Annotated in this window: 18 protein-coding genes; 6 read left to right on the forward strand and 12 right to left on the reverse strand. The window is 45.6% G+C overall.

What is annotated here, in order from left to right; all coding sequences use genetic code 11:
* Positions 1-557: 557 nt before the first annotated feature.
* Positions 558-1268: a hypothetical protein gene (locus QUA54_RS29680; RefSeq protein ID WP_333418090.1), complete on the reverse strand. Its 711-nt coding sequence runs from the start codon at positions 1266-1268 to the stop codon at positions 558-560.
* Between the two features lie 194 nt (positions 1269-1462).
* On the opposite strand from QUA54_RS29680, the gene QUA54_RS29685 reads away from it, so the two are divergent.
* Both QUA54_RS29685 and QUA54_RS29690 read left to right on the forward strand, forming a co-directional pair.
* Positions 1463-1663: a hypothetical protein gene (locus QUA54_RS29685; RefSeq protein WP_333418092.1), complete on the forward strand. Its 201-nt coding sequence runs from the start codon at positions 1463-1465 to the stop codon at positions 1661-1663.
* Positions 1664-2136: 473 nt separating this feature from the next.
* On the forward strand, positions 2137-3873 hold the full coding sequence (locus QUA54_RS29690) for a calcium-binding protein (protein WP_333418094.1): 1737 nt from the start codon (positions 2137-2139) through the stop codon (positions 3871-3873).
* A gap of 129 nt (positions 3874-4002) precedes the next feature.
* Here QUA54_RS29690 and QUA54_RS29695 read toward each other — a convergent pair whose 3' ends face one another.
* Positions 4003-4245 carry a hypothetical protein gene (locus QUA54_RS29695; RefSeq protein WP_333418096.1) on the reverse strand — a complete coding sequence of 81 codons (243 nt, stop codon included), beginning with the start codon at positions 4243-4245 and terminating at the stop codon, positions 4003-4005.
* Between the two features lie 424 nt (positions 4246-4669).
* Here QUA54_RS29695 and QUA54_RS29700 point away from each other — a divergent pair, with 424 nt between their 5' ends.
* Positions 4670-6859 (forward strand): CHAT domain-containing protein, encoded by a 2190-nt coding sequence (locus QUA54_RS29700; RefSeq protein ID WP_333418098.1) that lies wholly within the window; start codon positions 4670-4672, stop codon positions 6857-6859.
* Between the two features lie 114 nt (positions 6860-6973).
* Here QUA54_RS29700 and QUA54_RS29705 read toward each other — a convergent pair whose 3' ends face one another.
* From QUA54_RS29705 to QUA54_RS29725, 5 genes are all read right to left on the reverse strand, one after another.
* Positions 6974-10576: a plasmid replication protein, CyRepA1 family gene (locus QUA54_RS29705; protein WP_333418100.1), complete on the reverse strand. Its 3603-nt coding sequence runs from the start codon at positions 10574-10576 to the stop codon at positions 6974-6976.
* Between the two features lie 758 nt (positions 10577-11334).
* Positions 11335-11619: a hypothetical protein gene (locus tag QUA54_RS29710; RefSeq protein ID WP_333418101.1), complete on the reverse strand. Its 285-nt coding sequence runs from the start codon at positions 11617-11619 to the stop codon at positions 11335-11337.
* 203 nt (positions 11620-11822) lie between these two features.
* Positions 11823-11954 (reverse strand): hypothetical protein, encoded by a 132-nt coding sequence (locus QUA54_RS29715; RefSeq protein WP_333418103.1) that lies wholly within the window; start codon positions 11952-11954, stop codon positions 11823-11825.
* A gap of 592 nt (positions 11955-12546) precedes the next feature.
* Positions 12547-13290: a hypothetical protein gene (locus tag QUA54_RS29720; RefSeq protein ID WP_333418105.1), complete on the reverse strand. Its 744-nt coding sequence runs from the start codon at positions 13288-13290 to the stop codon at positions 12547-12549.
* Between the two features lie 533 nt (positions 13291-13823).
* The gene (locus tag QUA54_RS29725; RefSeq protein ID WP_333418107.1) at positions 13824-14063 is read right to left on the reverse strand and encodes a hypothetical protein; all 240 of its coding nucleotides are present in this window, start codon (positions 14061-14063) and stop codon (positions 13824-13826) included.
* Between the two features lie 213 nt (positions 14064-14276).
* Between QUA54_RS29725 and QUA54_RS29730 the strand changes: the two genes are divergently transcribed.
* Both QUA54_RS29730 and QUA54_RS29735 read left to right on the forward strand, forming a co-directional pair.
* Positions 14277-14603 (forward strand): hypothetical protein, encoded by a 327-nt coding sequence (locus QUA54_RS29730; protein ID WP_333418109.1) that lies wholly within the window; start codon positions 14277-14279, stop codon positions 14601-14603.
* A gap of 86 nt (positions 14604-14689) precedes the next feature.
* Positions 14690-15700: a tyrosine-type recombinase/integrase gene (locus QUA54_RS29735; RefSeq protein WP_333418111.1), complete on the forward strand. Its 1011-nt coding sequence runs from the start codon at positions 14690-14692 to the stop codon at positions 15698-15700.
* 66 nt (positions 15701-15766) lie between these two features.
* On the opposite strand, the gene QUA54_RS29740 is transcribed toward QUA54_RS29735, so the two are convergent.
* The 5 genes from QUA54_RS29740 to QUA54_RS29760 form a co-directional block, all read right to left on the reverse strand.
* Positions 15767-16036 carry an IS1/IS1595 family N-terminal zinc-binding domain-containing protein gene (locus tag QUA54_RS29740; RefSeq protein ID WP_333418113.1) on the reverse strand — a complete coding sequence of 90 codons (270 nt, stop codon included), beginning with the start codon at positions 16034-16036 and terminating at the stop codon, positions 15767-15769.
* A 254-nt stretch (positions 16037-16290) separates the two neighbouring features.
* On the reverse strand, positions 16291-17934 hold the full coding sequence (locus QUA54_RS29745; protein ID WP_333418115.1) for a hypothetical protein: 1644 nt from the start codon (positions 17932-17934) through the stop codon (positions 16291-16293).
* A 57-nt stretch (positions 17935-17991) separates the two neighbouring features.
* On the reverse strand, positions 17992-18219 hold the full coding sequence (locus tag QUA54_RS29750; protein WP_333418117.1) for a cyanobactin biosynthesis PatC/TenC/TruC family protein: 228 nt from the start codon (positions 18217-18219) through the stop codon (positions 17992-17994).
* A gap of 49 nt (positions 18220-18268) precedes the next feature.
* Complete coding sequence (locus QUA54_RS29755; protein ID WP_333418118.1) at positions 18269-18475, reverse strand: cyanobactin biosynthesis system PatB/AcyB/McaB family protein; 207 nt, start codon at positions 18473-18475, stop codon at positions 18269-18271.
* A 190-nt stretch (positions 18476-18665) separates the two neighbouring features.
* Positions 18666-20642: a PatA/PatG family cyanobactin maturation protease gene (locus QUA54_RS29760; RefSeq protein ID WP_333193683.1), complete on the reverse strand. Its 1977-nt coding sequence runs from the start codon at positions 20640-20642 to the stop codon at positions 18666-18668.
* Between the two features lie 392 nt (positions 20643-21034).
* On the opposite strand from QUA54_RS29760, the gene QUA54_RS29765 reads away from it, so the two are divergent.
* Positions 21035-21235 carry a DUF5837 family cyanobactin class RiPP gene (locus tag QUA54_RS29765; RefSeq protein WP_333193685.1) on the forward strand — a complete coding sequence of 67 codons (201 nt, stop codon included), beginning with the start codon at positions 21035-21037 and terminating at the stop codon, positions 21233-21235.
* Positions 21236-21291 lie beyond the last annotated feature (56 nt).

Below are 21291 nucleotides of genomic sequence, written 5' to 3' on the forward strand. Positions count from 1 at the left end.
CGCACTCCTTCTCAGAAGGTGGCTCCGGCTTTGGAAGCGTTGCAGTCGCTCTCGGCCGGAATTCTGCCCGAACCAATGGTGGAACCGTTGGTGGTGGTTTCATTTGAGAATGATGCTAACACTTGACGTTTACACTTTTGGGGGTTCGTGAAATACAAACAAATCGGTTTTAGGGGCAGAACCCCCGTGCCTGCCCCGATTCCGGATTGTTAAGCTGTACTTCATAAATCAGACATATCCTGATGAAGCTGTAGCAGTTCCAAGTGTTAGGTATTGGTATTTGTAAAACCACTTATGAAGAGTCAACCTTACCCTGCACCCTGAGCTGATCGCCTTTTTTGACCTCAAACCTCAAAATAAAAATTGTTTTTCGGGTTTAGCTCCGATCTAATCTCCGATCGCGAACTCTTTAGCCGCTAGGTCAGGATCACACATATCCTGATGAAGCTGCAACGGTTGCAAGCTTTAGGCTGAGAAATGCAGTCCGCTGATTGTCGCTTCTCTACCAGTCTCGTTTGTTTACTTCGCTGCTATTAACTTGCGGATAAACTAAACGCTTATTTTCTTGAATAACGCCTCACTATCCTGTCAGGAGTTGGCATAGCTTCCAATGTTGCCTCGCTCTGCTCGTCTGTGGAATTCATAATTTCTGGTGTTGCCTCGCTCTGCTCGTCTGTGGAATTCATAACTTCCGGTGCTGCCTCGCTCTGCTCGTCTGTGGCGTTCATAATTTCCGGTGCTGCCTCGCTCTGCTCGTCTGTGGCGTTCATAATTTCGACATTAATTGCAGGCTCACAGTCACATTCTACTGGAGTCTCTAGCGCTGTGGGTGCAGTTAATCTCGGTGCAAAGGGTTCAGTGAGCGCAGAGACTGGTTCAATAATGTTGATCGCGTCTGTTTCAAGCTGGGTATTAATCACAGGCTCAACCTCTTGCTCTATAGACACTTCTGACTCTGTATCTGTGTTTGGTTCGGGTGTGGCTGCTTCAGTGGATGCGGTCGGCTCAAAAATGTCAATTGCTTCTGAATTGAACTTGAGCTCGACTGCTGCCTTGAATGTTGCGATTTGAGTTGGATCGACATCATTGAGCATCGCAAGCGCCGTCTCCATTTGTGCTAGCACCGATTCGCAAGCTTGTTCAACCAAGAGCAAATACTGATGGTAATCTTGAAACTCGCTGAGCTTGGTTTGAAGTGCGGCGATTTGAGCTTGAGTTTCGGAGATATTGGCATTGACTTGAGCGAATTTGGCGGCTAAGAATTTCATTGGTTTTGCGTCCTATTTATACGTTTAGTGAAGGCTTCTCCCGCAGTATTTGAGTTAAAGTGTCAACGCTGCAACCGTTAAGTTTTGTATCCCAGCTCTAGCATTTATACCTATGAATTTAACATTAAAATCTAACTATAATACTAATACACCAATGCCTAAATCGATTGCCACGTAATACTTTGAGTTTAATCATGACACCCAATAACAAACGTATGCCCATTCTGGGGAAGCCAGAGAAATCTATCTTAGAAATGATACTAGCCCACGAGCTAAAGAAGGGATGGAAGCTGATAGATCAATACTTTGACCCCCATCAATATTTCCCACAAGGGGTGACTATACTTGAGTTTGAATTATTCTCGCTCTCCCCTGAAAAGCCTGAAGATTACTAGGAATAAACTGAATTCAATAAACATTTTGGTTACGAAAATAATATTCATCTCGTATTTTTGTATAGCCAAGAAATAGCTAATTCAAGAGCTTGATGTAATCTGCCTTAGCAACTGCAAGCTCTTGCTTAAGTGCTTCTAATTCAGTTTGTACCGTTCCAATAAATGGAGAAACCTTGCAATCCCCGCCTTAAACCTCTAGCGGAATTTTTTCGACGGGCTGTTAAGTCTTTGTCGAAATGAAAAAGATTTAGAAGACCGTCGGAAAATAGCCGCCACCCTCCTAACTATTGGCAACCACAAAAAACCGTGTGTCACGCGCTTGACACTATTTAATGACCTCAGCGTTTCCAGTCTCTGGCTCAGGATATATGGATATTCTGAGAATCTCTAGCGTCTCAAGCCCTGGGCTGGAAAATACCAAGGTTTCAGGCTGCAAGCTAAAAACAGTCCGGACTATTGAAATATTAGAGCTTATGAATATTACTCGCGTCTCAGTTGACTCAGCAAACAATCAGGGCAATCAAGGCCTCTACTCCTTGACCTCTCCCTCCATTTCGTCCGACGGGCGGTTTGTAGCGTTTCATTCTTCTGCCTCCAACCTTGTGCCGGGGGACACTAACAATAACTCTGAAATCTTCGTGCGGGACACGCTCACCAATACCATCACCCGCGTCTCAGTTGACTCAGCAGGCAATCAGGCGAATGCAGGCTCTTTCGGTCCCTCCATCTCAACCGACGGGAAGTTTGTGGCGTTTAGCTCTAATGCCTCCAATCTCGTGTCGGGGGATACTAACGATAACTCTGAAATCTTCGTGCGGGACACGCTCACCAATACCATCACCCGCGTGTCAGTAGATTCAGCAGGTAATCAGGCGGACAATGAGCGGTACAAGGATTCCAGCTCTCCCTCCATCTCAGCCGACGGGCGGTTTGTGGCGTTTAGCTCTAATGCCTCCAACCTCGTGCCGGGGGATACTAACGATAACTCTGACATTTTCGTGCGGGACACGCTCACCAATACAACTACCCGCGTGTCAGTTGACTCAGCAGGCAATCAGGCGAACAATGCCTTCGTCTCCGTAGGCCGCCTCTCATTGAGCGGGTCCTCAAGCCCCTCCATCTCAGCCGACGGGAGGTTTGTAGCGTTTGATTCTTATGCCACCAACCTTGTGCCAGGGGATACTAACGATAACTCTGACATCTTCGTGCGGGATACGCTCACCAATACAACTACCCGCGTGTCAGTTGACTCAGCAGGCAATCAGGCTCTCGGTACCTCTTCCGAGCCCTCCATCTCAGCCAACGGGCGGTTTGTGGCGTTTCGTTCTTATGCCACCAACCTCGTGCCGGGAGATACTAACAATACAGACGACATCTTCGTGCGGGACACCCTCACCAATACAACTACCCGCGTGTCAGTAGATTCAGCAGGCAATCAGGGGGACAGTGCCTCTTTCGAGCCCTCCATCTCAGCCAACGGGCGGTTTGTGGCGTTTCTTTCTAATGCGTCCAACCTCGTGCCGGGGGATACTAACGATGCCAACGACATCTTCGTGCGGGACACCCTCACCAATACCACCACCCGCGTGTCAGTAGATTCAGCAGGTAATCAGGGAAACAATGAGTCCTTCTACCCCTCCATCTCTGCAGATGGGCAGAGAGTAGCGTTTGATTCAGCTTCCTCCAACCTTGTGCCGGGAGATACTAACAATACTTTTGATGTCTTTGTTTCTGACATCAGCAGCACTCCAGATAATAACCCTCCCGATAACAACATCAACGGCACTTTAAGCAACGACATCCTGACTGGCACCAGCGACAACGACATCATCAACGGTGTGGAAGGGAATGACATACTCATGGGTTTGCGAGGCAACGATATGCTTGTCGGGGGCGACGGCAGCGATATCCTGAATGGCGGCAAAGGTTTTGATACTCTTAGCGGCGGTTTGGGAAACGATATTCTAGTGGGTGGTGGGGGCAACGATGTTTTTGTTTTAGGTATCGGATTGGGAGCTGATACAATCGCTAATTTCGTCAAGTCTCAAGATACCGTGCAATTAATTAATGGCTTGACCTTCCGACAGCTATCAATTTTGCCGGGAACTGACGGCACATTAATTACAGTAACCAGCAGTGGTGAAGTTTTAGCTTCTTTGATAGGCGTTGCTGCTACTCTCATTAGTTCTGAAGATTTTATCTCGGTCTAGATTTTGAGATTTACCACCTAGACTTATCCTGTACTCTAAGGTAATCACTTTAGAATGCAGGGATTAAAACAACACCGACTAGAATCGCGGGACAAATAGAACAAAACCTTAACCCCCCTAAAACTTTTTTTAGACGGGAATAGCAGTATACCCGCCCTTCCAAGCTGTAGATGGAGAAAGTGTAGTTTTAATTCTCTGAGTAACGGGTTTGCAAGTTTCCCCAGTCTGCACGAAGTGATGTTTTTTCACCGCGCCCTTTTTTGCTGTAAGTCCGCCACCGCAGTACAGGCAAGTGAGGTTGGTTTTTCCGCGCACGACTTCATCAATGCTCGTCAGGGAGCCACTGACAGCAACACCAAATTTTAGCCACATTGTTAAAATGCTCCTAAAGCAGGTTGGAAGATGCACTCACTAATAATTAAGAAGTGTAACAATACTTACTCGTTAATAGTCTCTGCCTTGGTACGGAGATTTAAAATAGACTCGCGATTCCTGCGGTGTGCTACGCTTACGCTATAAATGCGACGAGTTGCACTTTTGCGATCTAGCGAGCGTTAGGCTTTGATTAGAATTTGACAATACACAAAATATGCAGTAATTTTCGGGTTAATCAATTCTTTATCCCACATCTACGGAAAAATGAAAGGGCTATCGCATTCAGAAAATATTTAGACAACACAGATTTGAGAAGTAATTATCACAAACTATGAAATTAAAAAAAATCAGATTAACCGCACTATTTTCACTTTTAATAACGCTAGGTTTAAACAATTTTCCTACTATTCTAAATGCTCAATTGAAAATATTTTCTTCCTTTGCACTGGCTGAGACAACTGCTGACCGGAAAAAGGAGGCTGACCAATTATTCGAGCAAGGGAAACAGCAATATCAAACCAGTCAATTTCAAGCAGCATTACAGTCTTGGCAACAAGCATTAATCATTTATCGGGAAATTAAAGACCGAAAAAGTGAGGGGGATGCACTGGGAAATTTGGGAGGTGCTTACAGTTATCTCGGTCAATATGACAAAGCCATTAATTATGAACGGCAGTCGTTGGCGATCGCACGGGAAATTAAAGATCGCCAAGGTGAGGGGAATGCACTGGGAAATTTGGGACTTACTTACACTTTTCTCCGCTACTACACCAAAGCCATTGACTACAATCAGCAGTCATTAGCTATCGCCCGCGAAATTAAAGATCGCCAAGGTGAGGGGGAGGCACTGGGAAATTTGGGATTTGCTTACCTTAACCGTGGCTACTACGACAAAGCTATTGATTACTATCAGCAGTCGTTAGTCATCGCCCGCGAAGTTAAAAATCGCCACGAAGAGGGAAAAGCTCTAGGAGGTTTGGGACTTTCTTACCTTTACAAAGGTGATCTAAGATCATCCGACAGTTCGGATTATGAAATGTCACGTTTAACGTCAGTGGCGGCAAGTTTCTACCTTGACTTGGGCCAATACCGCAAAGCGATTGAATACGAGAAGCAGCACTTGGTGATCGCCCGTGAACTTAAAGACCAAGCAGATGAGTGGAGAGCTTTGGCAAATTTGGGATTTGCTCTCTACCGACAAGGTAATTTTACCTCAGCCGAGACAAGCTTACTAGATAGCATCAAAATTGCAGAATCTCTCCGGTCTAGTTTAACTGATGCCAACAAAGTGTCCATATTTGACACGCAAACTAAAGCATATATCACCTTACAACGAGTATTAATTGCCCAAGAGAAAACTCAGGAAGCGTTAGAAATTGCTGAACGACGAAGAGCCAGAGCTTTTGTTGAGTTATTAGCTTCACGTTTATCTTTATCCGCATCAGCTATCAACCCGCCTAACATTCAGCAAATTCAACAAACCGCTAAAAAACAAAACGCTACTATTATTGAATATTCTACTGTTGATAATTTTCTATTATACATTTGGGTAATTAAACCTAATGGTAAAATTACTTTTCGCTCTGTTAATTTGAAATCTTCTAATCTTACTAAATTGGCCGAAAATACTAGAGTAGCAACTGCTACAAATAGTGGTTTACCTGATGATTCTGCATTAATAACAAATTTGGTAAGTGATATTCGTGCTGCGGTGGGTGCAGCAGAGACGAACCCCTCAGAGCGCTGTGGTCAAAATCAATGCTTACAGCAAATGTATCAAGTGCTGATTAAACCAATTGCCGATTTATTACCCGCAAATCCTGATGACAAAGTTATCTTTATTCCCCATAAATCTTTATTCTTAATTCCCTTTGTCGCCTTACAAGACGAGCAAGGTAAGTATTTAATTGAAAAGCATACAATACTTACGGCCCCATCTATTCAACTTTTACAACTAACGCATTTACAACGTCAAAAGATTAAACAATCCCCTTTATCTAATATCACAGTAGTGGGAAATCCAATCATGCCTCAATACGGACTCCCTGGCAATCGCCATCAATTACCCTCATTACCGGGTTCTGAAAAAGAAGCCACTAACATTGCCCAAATACTCAATACTAAACCGATAATAGGTGCTCAAGCTACTAAAGCTTTCGTTACCCAACAAATGCAGCAATCAAATATTATCCATCTCGCTACACATGGATTGCTGAATGAAGTATATAAACAAGGTTTACCAGGCGCGATCGCATTGACACCAGCAGGGGACGATGATGGTTTACTCAGTTCTAGTGAAATCTTAGACTTAAAACTCAAAGCTGACTTAGTGGTGTTAAGTGCTCGTAATACGGGACGGGGTAAATTAACAGGTGATGGGGTCATTGGATTATCTCGATCGCTGATGAGTGCAGGCGCTTCTAGTGTTGTGGTGTCCCTGTGGTCTGTTGATGATGAGTCTACGAGTTTTTTAATGTCAGAATTTTATCAACGAATTCAACATAACCCTGATAAAGCACAAGGCTTAAGACAAGCTATGCTAACCACAATAAAACAATACCCGGAGCCTAAATACTGGGCAGCATTTACTTTGATGGGGGAAGCACTTTAAATGATGTTAACCGTTAACCACTAACAACTCTACCTTTCATCGCGATGTGTCGCGTTTTTCTCTTCGCTGTGGTCTGTTGATGGTAGTCAATCAGCCTATCCGGGAACTTCTTGACTAGGGTGAGTTGGGTTTTGACAGTTGCTCAGGGGGTAACGACGCGACTGGCAATTCCTCCTCTACGTGGGGATATGTGAGTTTTCCGGCGTCGATCGCCTCGCTTAAATCTCCCTCAATGGCTGCTGCCACGGCCGATGATTTGTAGGCAATCGACTCTTTGATTCTGTGGGCAAACTCACGGGCGATTGGCGGTGGTTCTAACAAAGTTTGGAATTGCTGCTGTTGAGTTTCAGTAAGGTCAGACCAGATGGCGGCTCGATCGGCATAGCCATTTTTGCAAACTTCGGCAAGCACGTTTTTAATGTCGAGAGCTGTTTGTCGATCGTTGCTGGCTATAGCCAATCTAAAAAACTCAAGGCATTCGGCGTGGATGACAGGATCTAGATTTAACATGATGCCCCCTCTGCCGAGTACACAAACATCTGTCGGACGTTCTCCCTCTCCCTCGATCGCAACTTGGGAAAGAGTACCCGCCGCGCTCTCCTCCATTAGATTTTGGGGGGTAGTTTCTGTTCTAGATGGTGCTATTTGAATATTATAAATATCAACATCATCTAGAACAGCACCTAACACCGATGGGGTGGTGCTTTCAGCCGATTTTGTAGCAGCCTTTTTCGCTTCGATTTTTTTGGTCATTCTGACCGCTGTCAGTTCTGATAACTCGTTCCAGTTTTCAGGCAAAGAGCAAACTCTGACGGGCCCATTTTTGGTCTGCCGTACTTCTGGTTCTGTCTGGTAGCGATATGTCTCAATATATTTTTTGCCTTCTCCCCTGGCTTTTCGGTGTACCAGCGATCGACCAATTAGTCCCAGTAGTCGCTTAACGTATTTGATGGGGTCCTTGCCCGGATTCCCCAGTATTTTTTTAACGTCCTTTCGCCCTCCGTCCTTTAAAAGTTTTTGCACTTCCGGTGAGTCTTTAGTCCAAGAGCGCTCGGGGTCTAAAAACTGCATAATGTTAAGCTTGCTTAGCGCCTTAAGTTTCAGCCAACGCGAACTATGATCGGGGGCAAAACTTTCGAGTTTTCCCGCCTCCCACTTCGATTTCTGCAAGTATTCCGCATCTTCTGGATGGTTAAAGAGCCAGGAATTCTCCAACTGGCTTAGGAGCGAGCGGTCATCGAATCTCACCCGGCGTACAAATTCCCATTTCCAAAGCTGGGTGTCCTCAATTCCCGGAAGCAGAGATTTAAGGCGAGATTTTTCTGCTTGGCATCTTTCTGGCCAGGTTGCCTTATTGCTGCGGGCGATATCCTGCGCTTCCTCTGGCGAGATATCAGGAGCCTCGAATATTTCCTGTGCCTCTTTTTCCTTGCAGATGACTTTGTTTTCAAAGTGGCTCTTTGATTCGTCACTGCCGATCGACGGGCAATCGACTTCATACCCGCCATCTATTAAAGCTTCCACTAAAAATTCCCTTAACTCAGATTTCTCTAAGTTTTTTTGTGATTCAAAGTGACAATAAGCCTGAAAAAGTGGGTCTGCAAGTTGCCTGTCAATATCGGCTCTAATGGCTGCCTGATGTTCTTCGGACCCTAACAATCCACTCTCAATGTTAATGATTGTTTCTATTTGAACCTTAATTTGATTGGTGTAATAAGCATTGTGATCGAAACTGTCAGAAAGTCCAAAACGAGGACAGAGAACCGAAATCTGTCTGAGCGGATGCCTCACCCGCCGCAGCATTTGAATCAAAGAGTTAACTCCTAGAACTCCACAAAACAATCCAAAAACATCAGTACACCATCCGCATTTGCTTATATCAAGGCCGTTCTCAAGCGTTGGGGTATAAATAATCCAAGGCGGATTGTTCTGTTCAATCCAAGCATCAGGATTAGTCTGGAATGCGATTTGATCGGGTTCATTGGAGTTTTTTGAACAAATTAGCAGCCCTTTACCGTATCTGTCAGTAAGAGTCATAGCAAGGGCTTCAGCTTCAGGAACAGAGTAATCAGTGGCAATTACGGGACAACCTGAGTTTGCTATGAGGTTGATAAAATCCTGTTTTTCTGCCACTGTTGGGGTTGCCTTTTCAGTTTCGTAAATGCTGACTTTAGGGCAATTACCCTTAAACTCGTTCAGATGCTTTGTTACCGTTTTGTTGCCTGCAACTTTTGCGACAAGCTTGACTGTGTAATCGGTAAGGTGGCCATCGAGTAGAATAATTCGATCGGAATCACGGCAAGCCTGAGTAAATCGCTCTTTAATTGCTTCCCGATCGCGCTTTAAAGTGCTGCTCATCAACAAGTGTCTGAGAACGCTTTCTGCCTCATCTAGAATAATTATTGCTCCCTCAAAAATCTCAGGAGGAAGCTTGAGCAACGAGTCAAAACACAAGCATAGTCTGGCGTTCGGGTCTTTAAACATCTGATACCCGTTGTGAGCATTGAGGTGGTAAAACCCACATTTTTCGGCTGTTTGTAGCAGTAATCCATTTCGGCTTCCTATCACGATTATTTTGCCTTCTGGGTTACTAGCAATAACATCTTCCAACCATTGAGTTTTCCCACTTCCCAAACCGCTTTTAATACCCATGATTGTGCCGGCCGCGGGTGCTAGTGCGTGAAAGTATCGGGAGTTGATTGTGCGATCTGGAGTATATTGCCGATTGCGTCGCCATTGGTTCTCGATTGCTAGCTTGCGGTAGGCTTTCGCATCAGCTATAACCGCGTCAATGTCGCCACCAGCCACACAAAAATCATCAGCACCTTTTTCAGGGCCGGGTAACTTGCCGATTTTAACGAGCGCACTTCTGAACAGTCCGGCTGTGGTGTTGGCTGCCTTAAATTCTGAACTTTCGGAATAATCCCCCTCGCGGTAATCAAAAATGATTGAGATTTCGCGTCCTGCTGTGTCAAGCGGTTGGAGAGATTCGTGCAGTTCCCGCGCTGTTGCCTTTTGATACTGTGTGCCGTCGGATTTAGTTACCCAGTCCCCTTTCTCTGTAACTCGATAACCTGTGGTGATTCCAGGCAGTCCGATCGCAGCGTACCCGCGAGAAATTAGCGCTAGTGCCTTCTTTTCCCCTTCAGTGATGACGATCGGGCATTTGGTAGCCTTTACCCATTCCCAAAATCCGATCGCTTCCCCATCAACCCCAATTACGGGGAATTCTGGCATTGGCAAATTTGCTTTGGTTGCGACCTTCTTCCAAATCCGAAGAGTAACCCGCGCGAAAAACACTTCCAATGGCTTCCCGTAGGGCTGGTGATATTTGCGCGGTTCTAGCTTTTCTGTAGTTTTGCCAAATCCTTTGCTTTCTTTCTTGCGGTTGAATGCGATCGGCGGCCCGTCTAGTTGCCGGAAGCGGCCATTGACTATGAATCCGATCGCACCCTCGCACTTCCCGTAATTCTTTCTTGCTTGAGCGCTGACATCGCCGGACTTGAGTATTTTGTCAGTGTCGCGGTAAAGCAAGTCGTAGACGGGGAGGCCGCTTGCAGAGGGGCAGTTCAGGGGGAGGAGGTCGGGGTCAATGCCTGATTCCTCTACTAGATGCTTGTAGACAAGTTTTTCTATGTAATCTTGGTTAAACTTATCTAAAGTTGCCGAAGAATTGTCTTGACTGAACGGTTCAGTATAGTGTAAAAAGGTAGACATAGCAGGGTATTCCTTGAAGGTTGACCCGCTACACCCGATATAGAAGAGAGGCTAGTTATTTCCTGTTGACAGTCTATTTCTAACTGTCAACAGTTTGTGATATGATGGAGCTAGTATTTTTATTTTGTTTGCTGTGCCTCTCATCAGGTGCAGCGATTTTTTTGGCTTAAAGCAAGTGGAAATAAGGTCTGAAAGCTTTATGCTGTCAAGGCTTATTTGTTATATACGTGGAAACTCAATTCATTTTTTTCATTTTTTGCTAATAACTCAGAATGTTTTTCTGCGTGCCTGATTTAGAGTTTTAAGGCTTCATTAATAAAGCCAGAACGCGATTTGGAGAAGTATGCGGCAGACTCATCGCAATTGGCAATGACTTCTGGTTGTAACCAAACTCCAATTTGTACCTTATTGTAAGCATAGAGCCTACGATTTGTCTTGCATAACTCGATCAGCTATGGAGCAGATCCTAGCAGATCCTAGCAGATCCTAACCCCTGAAAGCCATATTTGATCAACTACCGAGGGGAGGGAGCCTCCTAAATCAATTGGGGTTGTACCTGAGATTTACCTCAGATCTACTTAAGATCCTATTAATATCCTAAGCGGATCTTAGGTAACATAATAGAATTAGCATCAAGCCAATTACTATTATTAAGATTTGTAACAAAACCCCATAAATACTGCATTTGATCGAGTTTTCGGCGTTACTACTTCGCGCAAAAAATTATTTCTTGCGCGAGAGAAGGGCACAAATAAATATTAGGAGCCGATCGCACCCTCCAAAATCACTAACAGTTGCTGGATCGCAGGGATTGTGACAAGCTCCCCCACCGCTGAGCGCCGAAATGACTGATTGACACGAACTACAGAAACCGAATCACCTTTTATCGACCTTGCGCCGTTTTGCTTTAGTGGCTGTTGCGGGCTGGGTTTCCGTTCGTTCTTGGTGGTCGTCGGAGCGATCGGCACTGGGAGTTTTGACTGAGTGAGTTTCCAGCTATATTTTCTAGCTTGCTGGCGTTTTTTTATTAAGATTTGTAACAAAACCAGACAACCACTGCACTTGATCGAGTTTTCGGCGTTACTATTTCGCGCAAAAAATTATTTTTTGTGCGAGAGAAGGGCACATAAATAAAACATTAGGAGCCGATCGCCCCAAAATCACTAACATCTGCTTGATCGCAGGCGTTGTGACAAGCTCCCCCCCACCGCTAAGCGCCGAATTGACACGAATTACAGAAACCGAATCACCTTTTATCGACCTTGCGCCGTTTTGCTTTAGTGGCTGTTGCGAGCTGGGTTTCCGTTCGTTCTTGGTGGTCGTCGGAGCGATCGGCACTGGGAGTTTTGACTGAGTGAGTTTCCAGCCATATTTTCATAGCTTGCTGGCGTCCCTCCAAACTGGTGACAGGCTGGCAGCCTCCGCAACAAATTCAACAACTGGCTGATGAACAAATATCGCCTCTTGCTTTCAACCTCACAAGGTAGCTACAACTGAGTGCTACGCTTAGTCATAACCGAGCGCTACGTTGTCATGGATGATTTGACGGCGTGGCGCTTACTCATCTACTAATGACCAATAACAAAAATCATGGGTGCTATCGAAACTATCTTTTTCTACAAAGACTTTCTCTGTCAAACTCGCTGTAACGATGAATGGGTAATCTTTTGCCCCACTTGCTTTTACGGCTATGTAGGCAGGGCCGATGCCGGTCAGGCCTACACAGCCGCAAAAGAGAAAGTGGATCGTGTTCTAAAACTGCGGTACGCGAAAGCCAATCGCCAAAACTCCTGAAGCCGTTTATAGTTTTGGTAATTGGGGCAAAGACTCATTGCCAATTACCAATTGCAAATTACCACCGTGTAAAAAAAGCTCCCTTGACATTTTCGGTCGGGGTGCTTTTTTTGGGGCGATCGGGCGATCGGATAACCGAACGAGCGAAAAAACCCGGTATTAACCGGGGAACGTTCCTAATTTTCCTGGGATGTGTCGTCACAGGACTTTTCAATCATCTCCAAAATTGCCTCAACATCTGCGAGCGTTGCGGTTGATTTTTTTCGCTCGGCTTTCAACTGGTTGAGCAAGCCGGCCGGCTCCGGAAGCTCGATCGCTGTTGCTGGACTTTGTTTGGGTTCTGCGAGTTGAGCTTCAAGCTTCTCCCGCTCTGCACGTTCTTCTCTAAGGCGAGATTGCAATAATTCCACCACCTTGCGCTGATTATCGATCGTTGCAGAACTAGATTCTAAAAGTTGGTCGTAGTCCTGGTGATTCTCTGGCGGCATCGAGTCTAATTGCTGTCTGAGCGGTTCGTCATCGGTGCGATCGGACTGAACTGCTAACTCCCTCAGCAGTTCAATCCTCAATTCTGCTTTCGCTCGATCGATTGCCTCTGCCTGCGATACCTTAATGTTAGCTAGCTCTGCCAGAAGTGGTTCAGTTTTTCGGGTAACCATTTCTGTAATACGCGCGTCTAACAGGCTGTCAGACAAATTGTGTCTTACGTTAGAGGCTTGTCGTCCTACGTTAGAGGGTGTGGGTAAAACAACAGAGCCATCGGACAGCGCCTCGATATTTAGCCGCAAAACTTCCATCAAAATTTTAGAGCGATCGTACCCGTGCGGAGTTTTTGCGGGATAGCGGTCTCTGCCTAGGTTGTCGATTGCTTCCAGTAAATCCGCGTCACAGCGGAAGGTAACGGACTTTTTTTCTGTCATACATTTTACCAATGTCTTATGGTTTCTCAATCGTAAGACATGGCTTGATTCTTGGTAACACGTATAAGCACAAAATAGTCTTCTAAGCACAAAATAGTCTTCGCTTATTTTTTTGTCTTACAAATGTCTGACAATTTTGCCTTACTACCTTATTTTATTTTACATAACCCTATATGTAAGATATTTATGTAAGACAAGTTTAGACGCCACATATTATAGCGAACCTAGAACAATGAATAACCTCGATACTACCCTTATAGAAACCGCGCTGCTAGCTAGCGAATTACTCATGTTAAGTAAGCGTGTATGACTTATAACTTAACACCGTCCTACACTTGCTGGAAAGCTGTCTTACTTGTGTGTGACAAGTTAGTGTTACTACCTCTTGGAAGCCGTCCTACACTTGCTGGAAGGTTGTCTTACTTATGTATGACAAGTCAGTCTTACTATCTCTGGAAACGGATCTTACACTTGGTCAAATTGTAATACATTTGCGTAAGACAAAGCACCAGGCTTATCACAAAACTAATGCCCTAGCGAATCGCCGTCCAACGCATAGTATCTGATGTGCCTGCCTGCAACGAAGATCGCTCCATCGCTCGAAATTGCAGGGACGCTCGCGTTTGGCGATCGGCGGCTTCATCATTCCTCCCATAGTAGTGCGGGAAAGTGGGGAATACAAAATTGTCGTCGGCTATTTCCAATATCAGGTCTCCGTTCTGACTCGGCAACTCAACTCGCTTGGCGGGCGAAACAATTCCAGCGCGAGTCAAACAGCCAGAAAATCAAACAACAGCCTCAGCATTACTTAAGATGTTGAAGTTCGTAGCTTAGACTCCGTGACCACACCCCAGCCCTCGGATCGGCCATTTTAAAATATTTGAATATGACATAACCCGCCAAAAGTCGCCTAAACATTCCAAGCGAGCGTACCGCCACGATCTCTAAAAGGGGCGAGGCAACCAATAACAGAGGAATCAAAAGCCATGAACAACAGCAACGATGATCTCGAAGCCCTTATCCGCTCGGATAGCCCGGATGGCCACAGGAGCGAATTGATTCCTGTCACCATTACCCCTGACATTGCAAAAGGATACCTCTCTTTTGGAGTGGAACAGGAACGGGAGATTGATCAATCTGTGATTGACGATTACGCGCTTTCAATGCAGGACGGCGAGTGGAAAGCTGGCTCGATACTGATTTTTTCTGAAGACTACAAGATTATTGATGGCTATTACCGTTTAGCCGCGGTTGCCCACTCAGGGGTAGCAGTCGAATTCTATCTAGTCCGGGGAGTGCCTAGCAATCTCTAATCCCAGTTGCCCCATCCCAGAAATCGGACGCAACCTATTTTTACCCCCATGCCATCGTAAACTTAGATTATCAATAGCAAAAAATCATGAAAGCAGAACTTTCGGAAGCGTTGCCCTCGAAGAGGATCGCCCGCCTTGAAGCTTCCCTCGATGCCAAAATTGAGAGATATTTCGACACTTTAGACACTGACCCCGACGTGCTCAAACAATTACTCGCCGACAAGCGCTCCGAAAACACCCGCCGCGCTTATGAGCGCGATGTCAATGACTTTTTGGTAACTATGACGGGGATGCCCGCCGTGCCTGATAACGTTTTGGAATTTTTGCACTTGGACGAGCGTCAGGCCGTGTCGGTGGTTTTGAAGTACAAAGCTAAGCTGATTGACAAGGGATTGAAGGAGGCCACGGTCAATCGGCGACTGGCGGCTGTCAAAAGTCTGGTGGAAATGGGCCGTAAACTTGGTGTGTGCCATTACAGTTTGGAGGATATCAAAGGGGAGAAAATTGTCGGCTACCGAGATACAACTGGCGTTGATAGAGCTACTTTTGAGCGAATTTTGCAGCAGTGCGATCTGGCAACGAAAGCTGGCAAGAGAGACTATGCTTTGTTGCGCCTGCTGTGGGGTAATGCTCTGCGGCGAAATGAAATCAGTCAGTTGAGTGTTTGTGACTTTGACCCAGCCGGTAAGACTTTACGAATTCTTGGCAAGGGACGCGGGACGCAAGCTGAGACGATCGATTTGGGTTCTGCAACAGTGCAGGCGATCGCCGATTGGTTGGAGGAAAGGGGAAGTTGCTCGCACGATAGCCCGCTTTTTATAGCACTTGACTCCGCTCACAGCGGACACAGACTTAGCGGCGACGGCATTTGCAAAATGGTTGTCCGTTATAGCGAAAAGGCTGGTATCAAAAAACAGATGTCGCCTCATCGCATCAGGCATAGCGCTATCACAGCGGCACTCGACGCAACAGACGGGGATGTACGGAAGGTGCAGAAGTTAAGCAGGCACAGGAATTTAAACACGCTCATGATTTATGACGACAATCGGGGGCGCGACCAACAGGACATCACCAAAATTCTTGATGGGATGTTTTGAGCGAGCGACGGGGGAAGCGGATGATTCGACGTGAAGGAGCGATCGAAATCTATGATTTCTCCGATGCTAAACATGAAGGAACGTTGGATACATAATGATGTGCGATTCGTTGAAGAGTGAATCACGGTGAAAATCCGTTACTCGTGCAATCGCTGCCAGCGCAAGGCGTTCGAGCAACAACTTATCAATCAAGTGACGAGTTGCCTCATCAATCGGTTGTCGGCTCGCATTCTCGACAAACTGCCGACGGCAGTCTTGACACCGAAATCGCGGTTTGCCGTAATGAGTATGTCCGTATTTGATTATTTGAGCGGATTGGCATTTGGGACAGTTCATTGAGTCGTCTGTAATGGTTGAAGTCCTCGCTTACCAGCTTACCATTACTATGCATCAACCCAGTTTACCCTTTCCGGGGACTGGAAGAGTTTATTTCTTGGATGTCCCTTAAAGAATTAGTATTAGTTCCTATTTATTATTTAATCCCCTTTTTATGTGTGACAGTTGTGGGTGCGGAATGTGGGCTATAAGAACTTGCCGGGTTAACAAAGCCAATCCGAAATCTGAACCCTAAAATTTTGTCTGTATTCCAGTTAAGTAGCGCGATCGCTTTCGCTATTCGTCGGTTGGACTGCCATCATGTAGATTGGCATATTTACTGCTGTTGTTGAGATACTACTTTGGGGGGCAGCAACTAAATTAGCTGGATTCAAAGAAAATAATCCACCAGCACTAGCTACTGAAGCAGTTGGATTTGTGGGTTGAACCGTTGTCATCTGCGTTGATTGAGATACAAGCGCCCCGCCAACGATCGCGGCGAAATATAATGGCACCACAGGAATTAACTGACCCGTTTCCTCTACTTTCGCTTCGCTGGAAACACAAATAATTTGGGTAAGGATTTCCGCGAATCCTCCCAAAGCATCTTTGTCAGTAAAACCCCGTCCACCCGTCTCTTTTGCTACACGGGCGAACTCAGCCGCTGTTTTGTCTCGTCCCTTGCTCTTAGAGGTGCCAAAATAAGTATGGACGATCGCCCCGGCACTTTTGGCTTTTTCAATGGCTCGATTAGCTGCCTCGATATCCTCTTGTTCGGTATCGTCACCACCTTCAAGAGCTTCGTCACTTAAATAAAAAATCGCACGGGATGCACCATCTCGCCAATTAAAGTGTGCCGAGATATCCTCAATCGCTCTAGCTCCGTCCTCTTGCGCTCCGCCACCAGGAAGTTCGCCGCGCTTGCGACCTCTTATTTCTGTTTCAGCAACTCCGCAACTATTAATTAGATATGCCCGCAAAGTTTGCTGAAAATTGGTATTTTTCCAAGTTCCTTCCAGCCCAAACCACTCAACTCGCAAATCGCTCGGACAGCTTGAACTAGCATTTTTTATAGCCGCTTCTGCGGCATTGCTAAGGCCTTCAGCTTCGTCTTTCATTGAAACGCTAGTATCGATGACTATCACCAAGTCAACCGACTTATTTTGAGGAGTAGAACTCGTGCTTGACTGGGTGCTAGTTGCTGAGAAACCAACTAAATGCTGCGCTTGCACGAAGTAAACAGGGATAACGGGAACGAGTTGAGGGGTAATATCTCTATTTCTAGTCGAGCAAATAACCGTTTTCAGAATCTCGGCAAAACCACCAATAGCATTTTGATTTCTAAAACCGTGTCCGCCCGTCTCTTGTGCTAGGCGGACGTACTCAGCCGCCGTTTTGTCTTGTCCTTGGCTTTTAGATTTTCCGAAATAAGTATGGACGACAACTCCAGCATTTCTAGCTTTTTCAATGGCGCGATTAGCTGCCGCGATATCCTCTTCTTCCGTATCGCCACCACCTTCTAAAGCTTCGTCACCTAAATAAAAAATGGAACGGGTGGCACCATCTCGCCAATTAAAGTGAGTGGAAATATCTTCAATAGCTCTAGCACCGTCCTCTTGTGCGCCGTTTGCAGGAACTTCGCCGCGCTTGCGACCTCGTAATTCTGTTTCATCGACTCCGCAAGTAGTAACTAGATATTCCCGTAAAACTTGCTGAAAGTTGGTATTTTCCCAAGTTCCTTCAATGCCAAACCACTCAATTCGTAAATCGCAGGGACAGCTAAAAGAAGCCTTTTTTATACCAGCTTCTGTGGCGTGGTTAAGAATGTCGATTTTGTCTTTCATTGAGGGGCTGGTGTCGATGACAATTACTACATCGACGAGGGTAGCCTCTTTTTCAGGGCGAGTGATTGCAGCCATGATTTTTTGTTCTCTAAATAAGTCTTTTTTAACTTTCTGAAAAATCTCACTTATTCGCTAAGACCAAATCCGACCCCGGCGGAATGGCTTCGGTTCTTTTTCTGAAGCTTTTTGATTTTTGAGCATTTGCTGCCACCAAAAGCCATTATTTTTAACTCCGGTGGCTAACAAATGTTGTTTGGCATCTTCAAGTTTATTGGCTGCTTCTGAGGCATTTTCTGCTTGAGATTCCTGCCCCTCTATAGCTGCTTCTTTTGGCTGGTTTTTCTCGGAATTTTTAGCCATAGTACGTAATTCTCCACTTTCTGTTAACTATTACTGTTGATACAGAACATTACAGACACCTACATCCACTGGAAGACTTAAGTTGTTGATAACTTCTGTAGGCAAATGCTGCTGGGTCGTTAAAGTTTGCTCCGTACAATAAATCCATGCGAATGCGGACTAAATCTTCTACTGAGCCGTGAATGACATCTACTGCTTGATGAGGATGGATAATATTGGGTCTTTTTACAGGGGGAGAAAGCTTGGGTAATCTCATTTTTTCCTCTCTAAGCTAATCAGAATGCAAGTCCGTAGGTTGGGTTCAAACAAGTAAAACTAAATACTTATTGAAACTTAATTTTGATAGGTTGGGTTTAAACAAGTAAAACTAAATATTTATTGAAACTTAATTTTGTGTGAAGCTCAGCATAACCCAACCTATTCAAAAAGAAGCATTAATCGTGCAATTAAGGTGTAGACCAAGAACGTACATCGCCCAAGGTAACGGGAATGAGATCGCTTACATCTATAGTAAAGCGGTATACCCTCTTAGCACGGCGACTATTTTCTGGATCGAAAAATTTTAGTTTCACATCCCAACCATCGCTATCGGGGCGGCAGAAGGGACTTTTTTCTACTGTAATACTATCGAGTTCCATGCCTTCTGCTACAGCTTGGGCAAATGTGGAAGCAGCTTGAAAAGCGTTGGTAGCGGCAAAATTTAGTGCTCTGTCTTGAGATGTGGTGCCTAAGTTCCGCAAGTCATAATAAATCCGGTTGAGGAAGCTGCTGAGGGTGCGACGGATGGCATCTTCTTGCGCGTCTGTGGCTGTAGCTCGTACAGTATTTATCGCGGCATTAACTAAGTTGTTGACTTTCCAGCCGTAGAGTCCGCGAATGTTGTAAAGTTCAATTACGGGAACAACTTGTCCGGAAAATAGCTTGACGCTGCGCCCGGGTAAAACGCCAGGGATGCTGACTCGTTCGACGTATTCTGCGTTATCTTCTGGTTGGATTTGTCCGGCAAGTAGTTGTTGCAATACCGCATAGGCATCTCTAGCAAAACCGCCTACTGGTTCAATGGCATAAATTGGAGTTAATTCTAAGTTCAGCGTCCAAATTAAAGCTTTAGCTTCCGAAAGAGTGTCTGCTAAATAATCCACCATCTGCCGCGCATCGTAGGGGTTGGCGGGGAGCGCTGTGTTGTCCATTGTAGCTCCTGGCATCAGTTGCTTAAAGGAGTCGCGCCTTGCTTCACTACCGAAATCATAACCGAGGGTTCCCAAAGCGTAAACCAAGTTCGCATCGGCGAGTTCGCTGGGGGCTTGGCTGGCAGTAACGTAATTAGAGGCACGATTTGACATGGCAACCTGTCTTGGGGTAGAGGAACTTGTAAAAGAGGGTGGATTAAATGTAGGTATGGGTGCGGGAGTCGCAGCAACAACTTCGGCAGGTTCGGTTATCAAAACTTCTTCTGGGATTTGGCTATTAGGTAGGGCATCACTGGTTTGGGGGCTGCCACAGCCACAACCAGAGGCGGAAACTGTTTCTAATTCTTCTGACACGGTTTCTCCTATCAGGTATTGTAAAGCACCAGCAATATTTAATTTGCCAACTAAACAGCGATGGGTATCATCAATTTCGGTTGGCGAACAGGGTATGGCAGTCTCTAGTAAGGCTGTCCTGACTTTTTGGGGATTGGGTTTTTCTCCCCGTTGCAGTTGCAGACTCAGAAGTAAGGCCGCAACTCCGCTGACGATGGGAGTAGCAAAGCTGGTGCCACTGAGTTGGATTGTTCCGCCTCCTGGTTTGGCTCCTAAAATGTTTTCTCCTGGAGCGAGGATGCCTTGGTTTTGGTAAGTTTCTCCCCAGTTACTAAAGTCGATGGGTTTTCCTTGTTCGTCCATTGCACCTACTGCTAGCACAGTTGGCATGGCAGCAGGAACGTGCAAGCATTCGCAACCATCATTTCCAGCAGCGGCAACTATTAAAACGTTACGTTCATTGCACAGACGCACGGCTTTTTCCAGCCAACCTTCGGCTTCCCCAAAGTCGGTGAGTTGTCCGCCACTTATATTAATGATGTGCGCCCCAGCATTGATGGCTTGTTCAATGGCGCGGGATAAGTCGAGTTGCGATAGCTTCAGTCGTTCATCTGCAAAGACGGGAACGATTAAACCGCGACATTTTGGTGCAATGCCCTGCACTGGAGAACCAGGTTGACCAAAAATAATACTGGCAACGTGGGTGCCGTGAGCGGACATGGAACCATCGGCGCTAGCTTCCCCTGCAACTAGGGTAGGCAGTCGCGTGAGGTTTGCCCCTGTAAAACAAGGGTGATTTTGGTCAACTACCCCATCTAGGACGGCAATGCAAATGGTGGAGTCGCCCTTAGTGCTTGCCCATAGTTGTTGTATTCCTGGGATTTGTTTGAGTTTGGGCATTTATTTAAAAAATGCTAAACTGCTTGGGCAATCAAGTTATAGATATTACTATGAAAGGCGATATTCTCCTGCTTTTTCATAAAAATTAAATAAAATTCTTTACAATTCGTTATTTTCCTACTTTTTCTAAAAAAATTGCGGCTTGTTTATTAGGAAATTGCTTGACTAAAGTATTGTTTCTAGTTACATTGCCTTTAAAGTTCATTCCCAAGAGTTTGCAATAGCTTCCAGAGTTCGGTAGGCGCAGTCACGCAGCGTGCGATCGCCCACAAATTCCAATCGCCTCCCTCCCCCAAAAAAGCTTTAGTGCGTCAACCACTCTACAAGCGACACACAACCAGCTTCTTCCACAACTGAAGAAGGAAACCACCAGAAAAAAGGAGAAAACTCAAATGGACAAGAAAAACTTGATGCCTCAGCAAGCTCAACCCATTGAGCGTATCACTACTGGACAACTGCCGGATGTACTTGCAGAATTGTCGGAAGAATCTCTGGGTGGGTCTACCTCGAGTGGAGCGGTACTACCCATGAGTGGGGATTGGCCATTAAATGGCCATTATTGTTCCTATGACGGCGAAGAAGACGCGCCGTAATCATCCTGGTTTTACCACTCCCCTTAAAAAATGTCAAAACTCTTTTCGCTCTTCTT

This window comes from Microcoleus sp. MOSTC5 (genome assembly GCF_036701825.1).
Lineage (GTDB): Bacteria > Cyanobacteriota > Cyanobacteriia > Cyanobacteriales > Microcoleaceae > Microcoleus > Microcoleus asticus.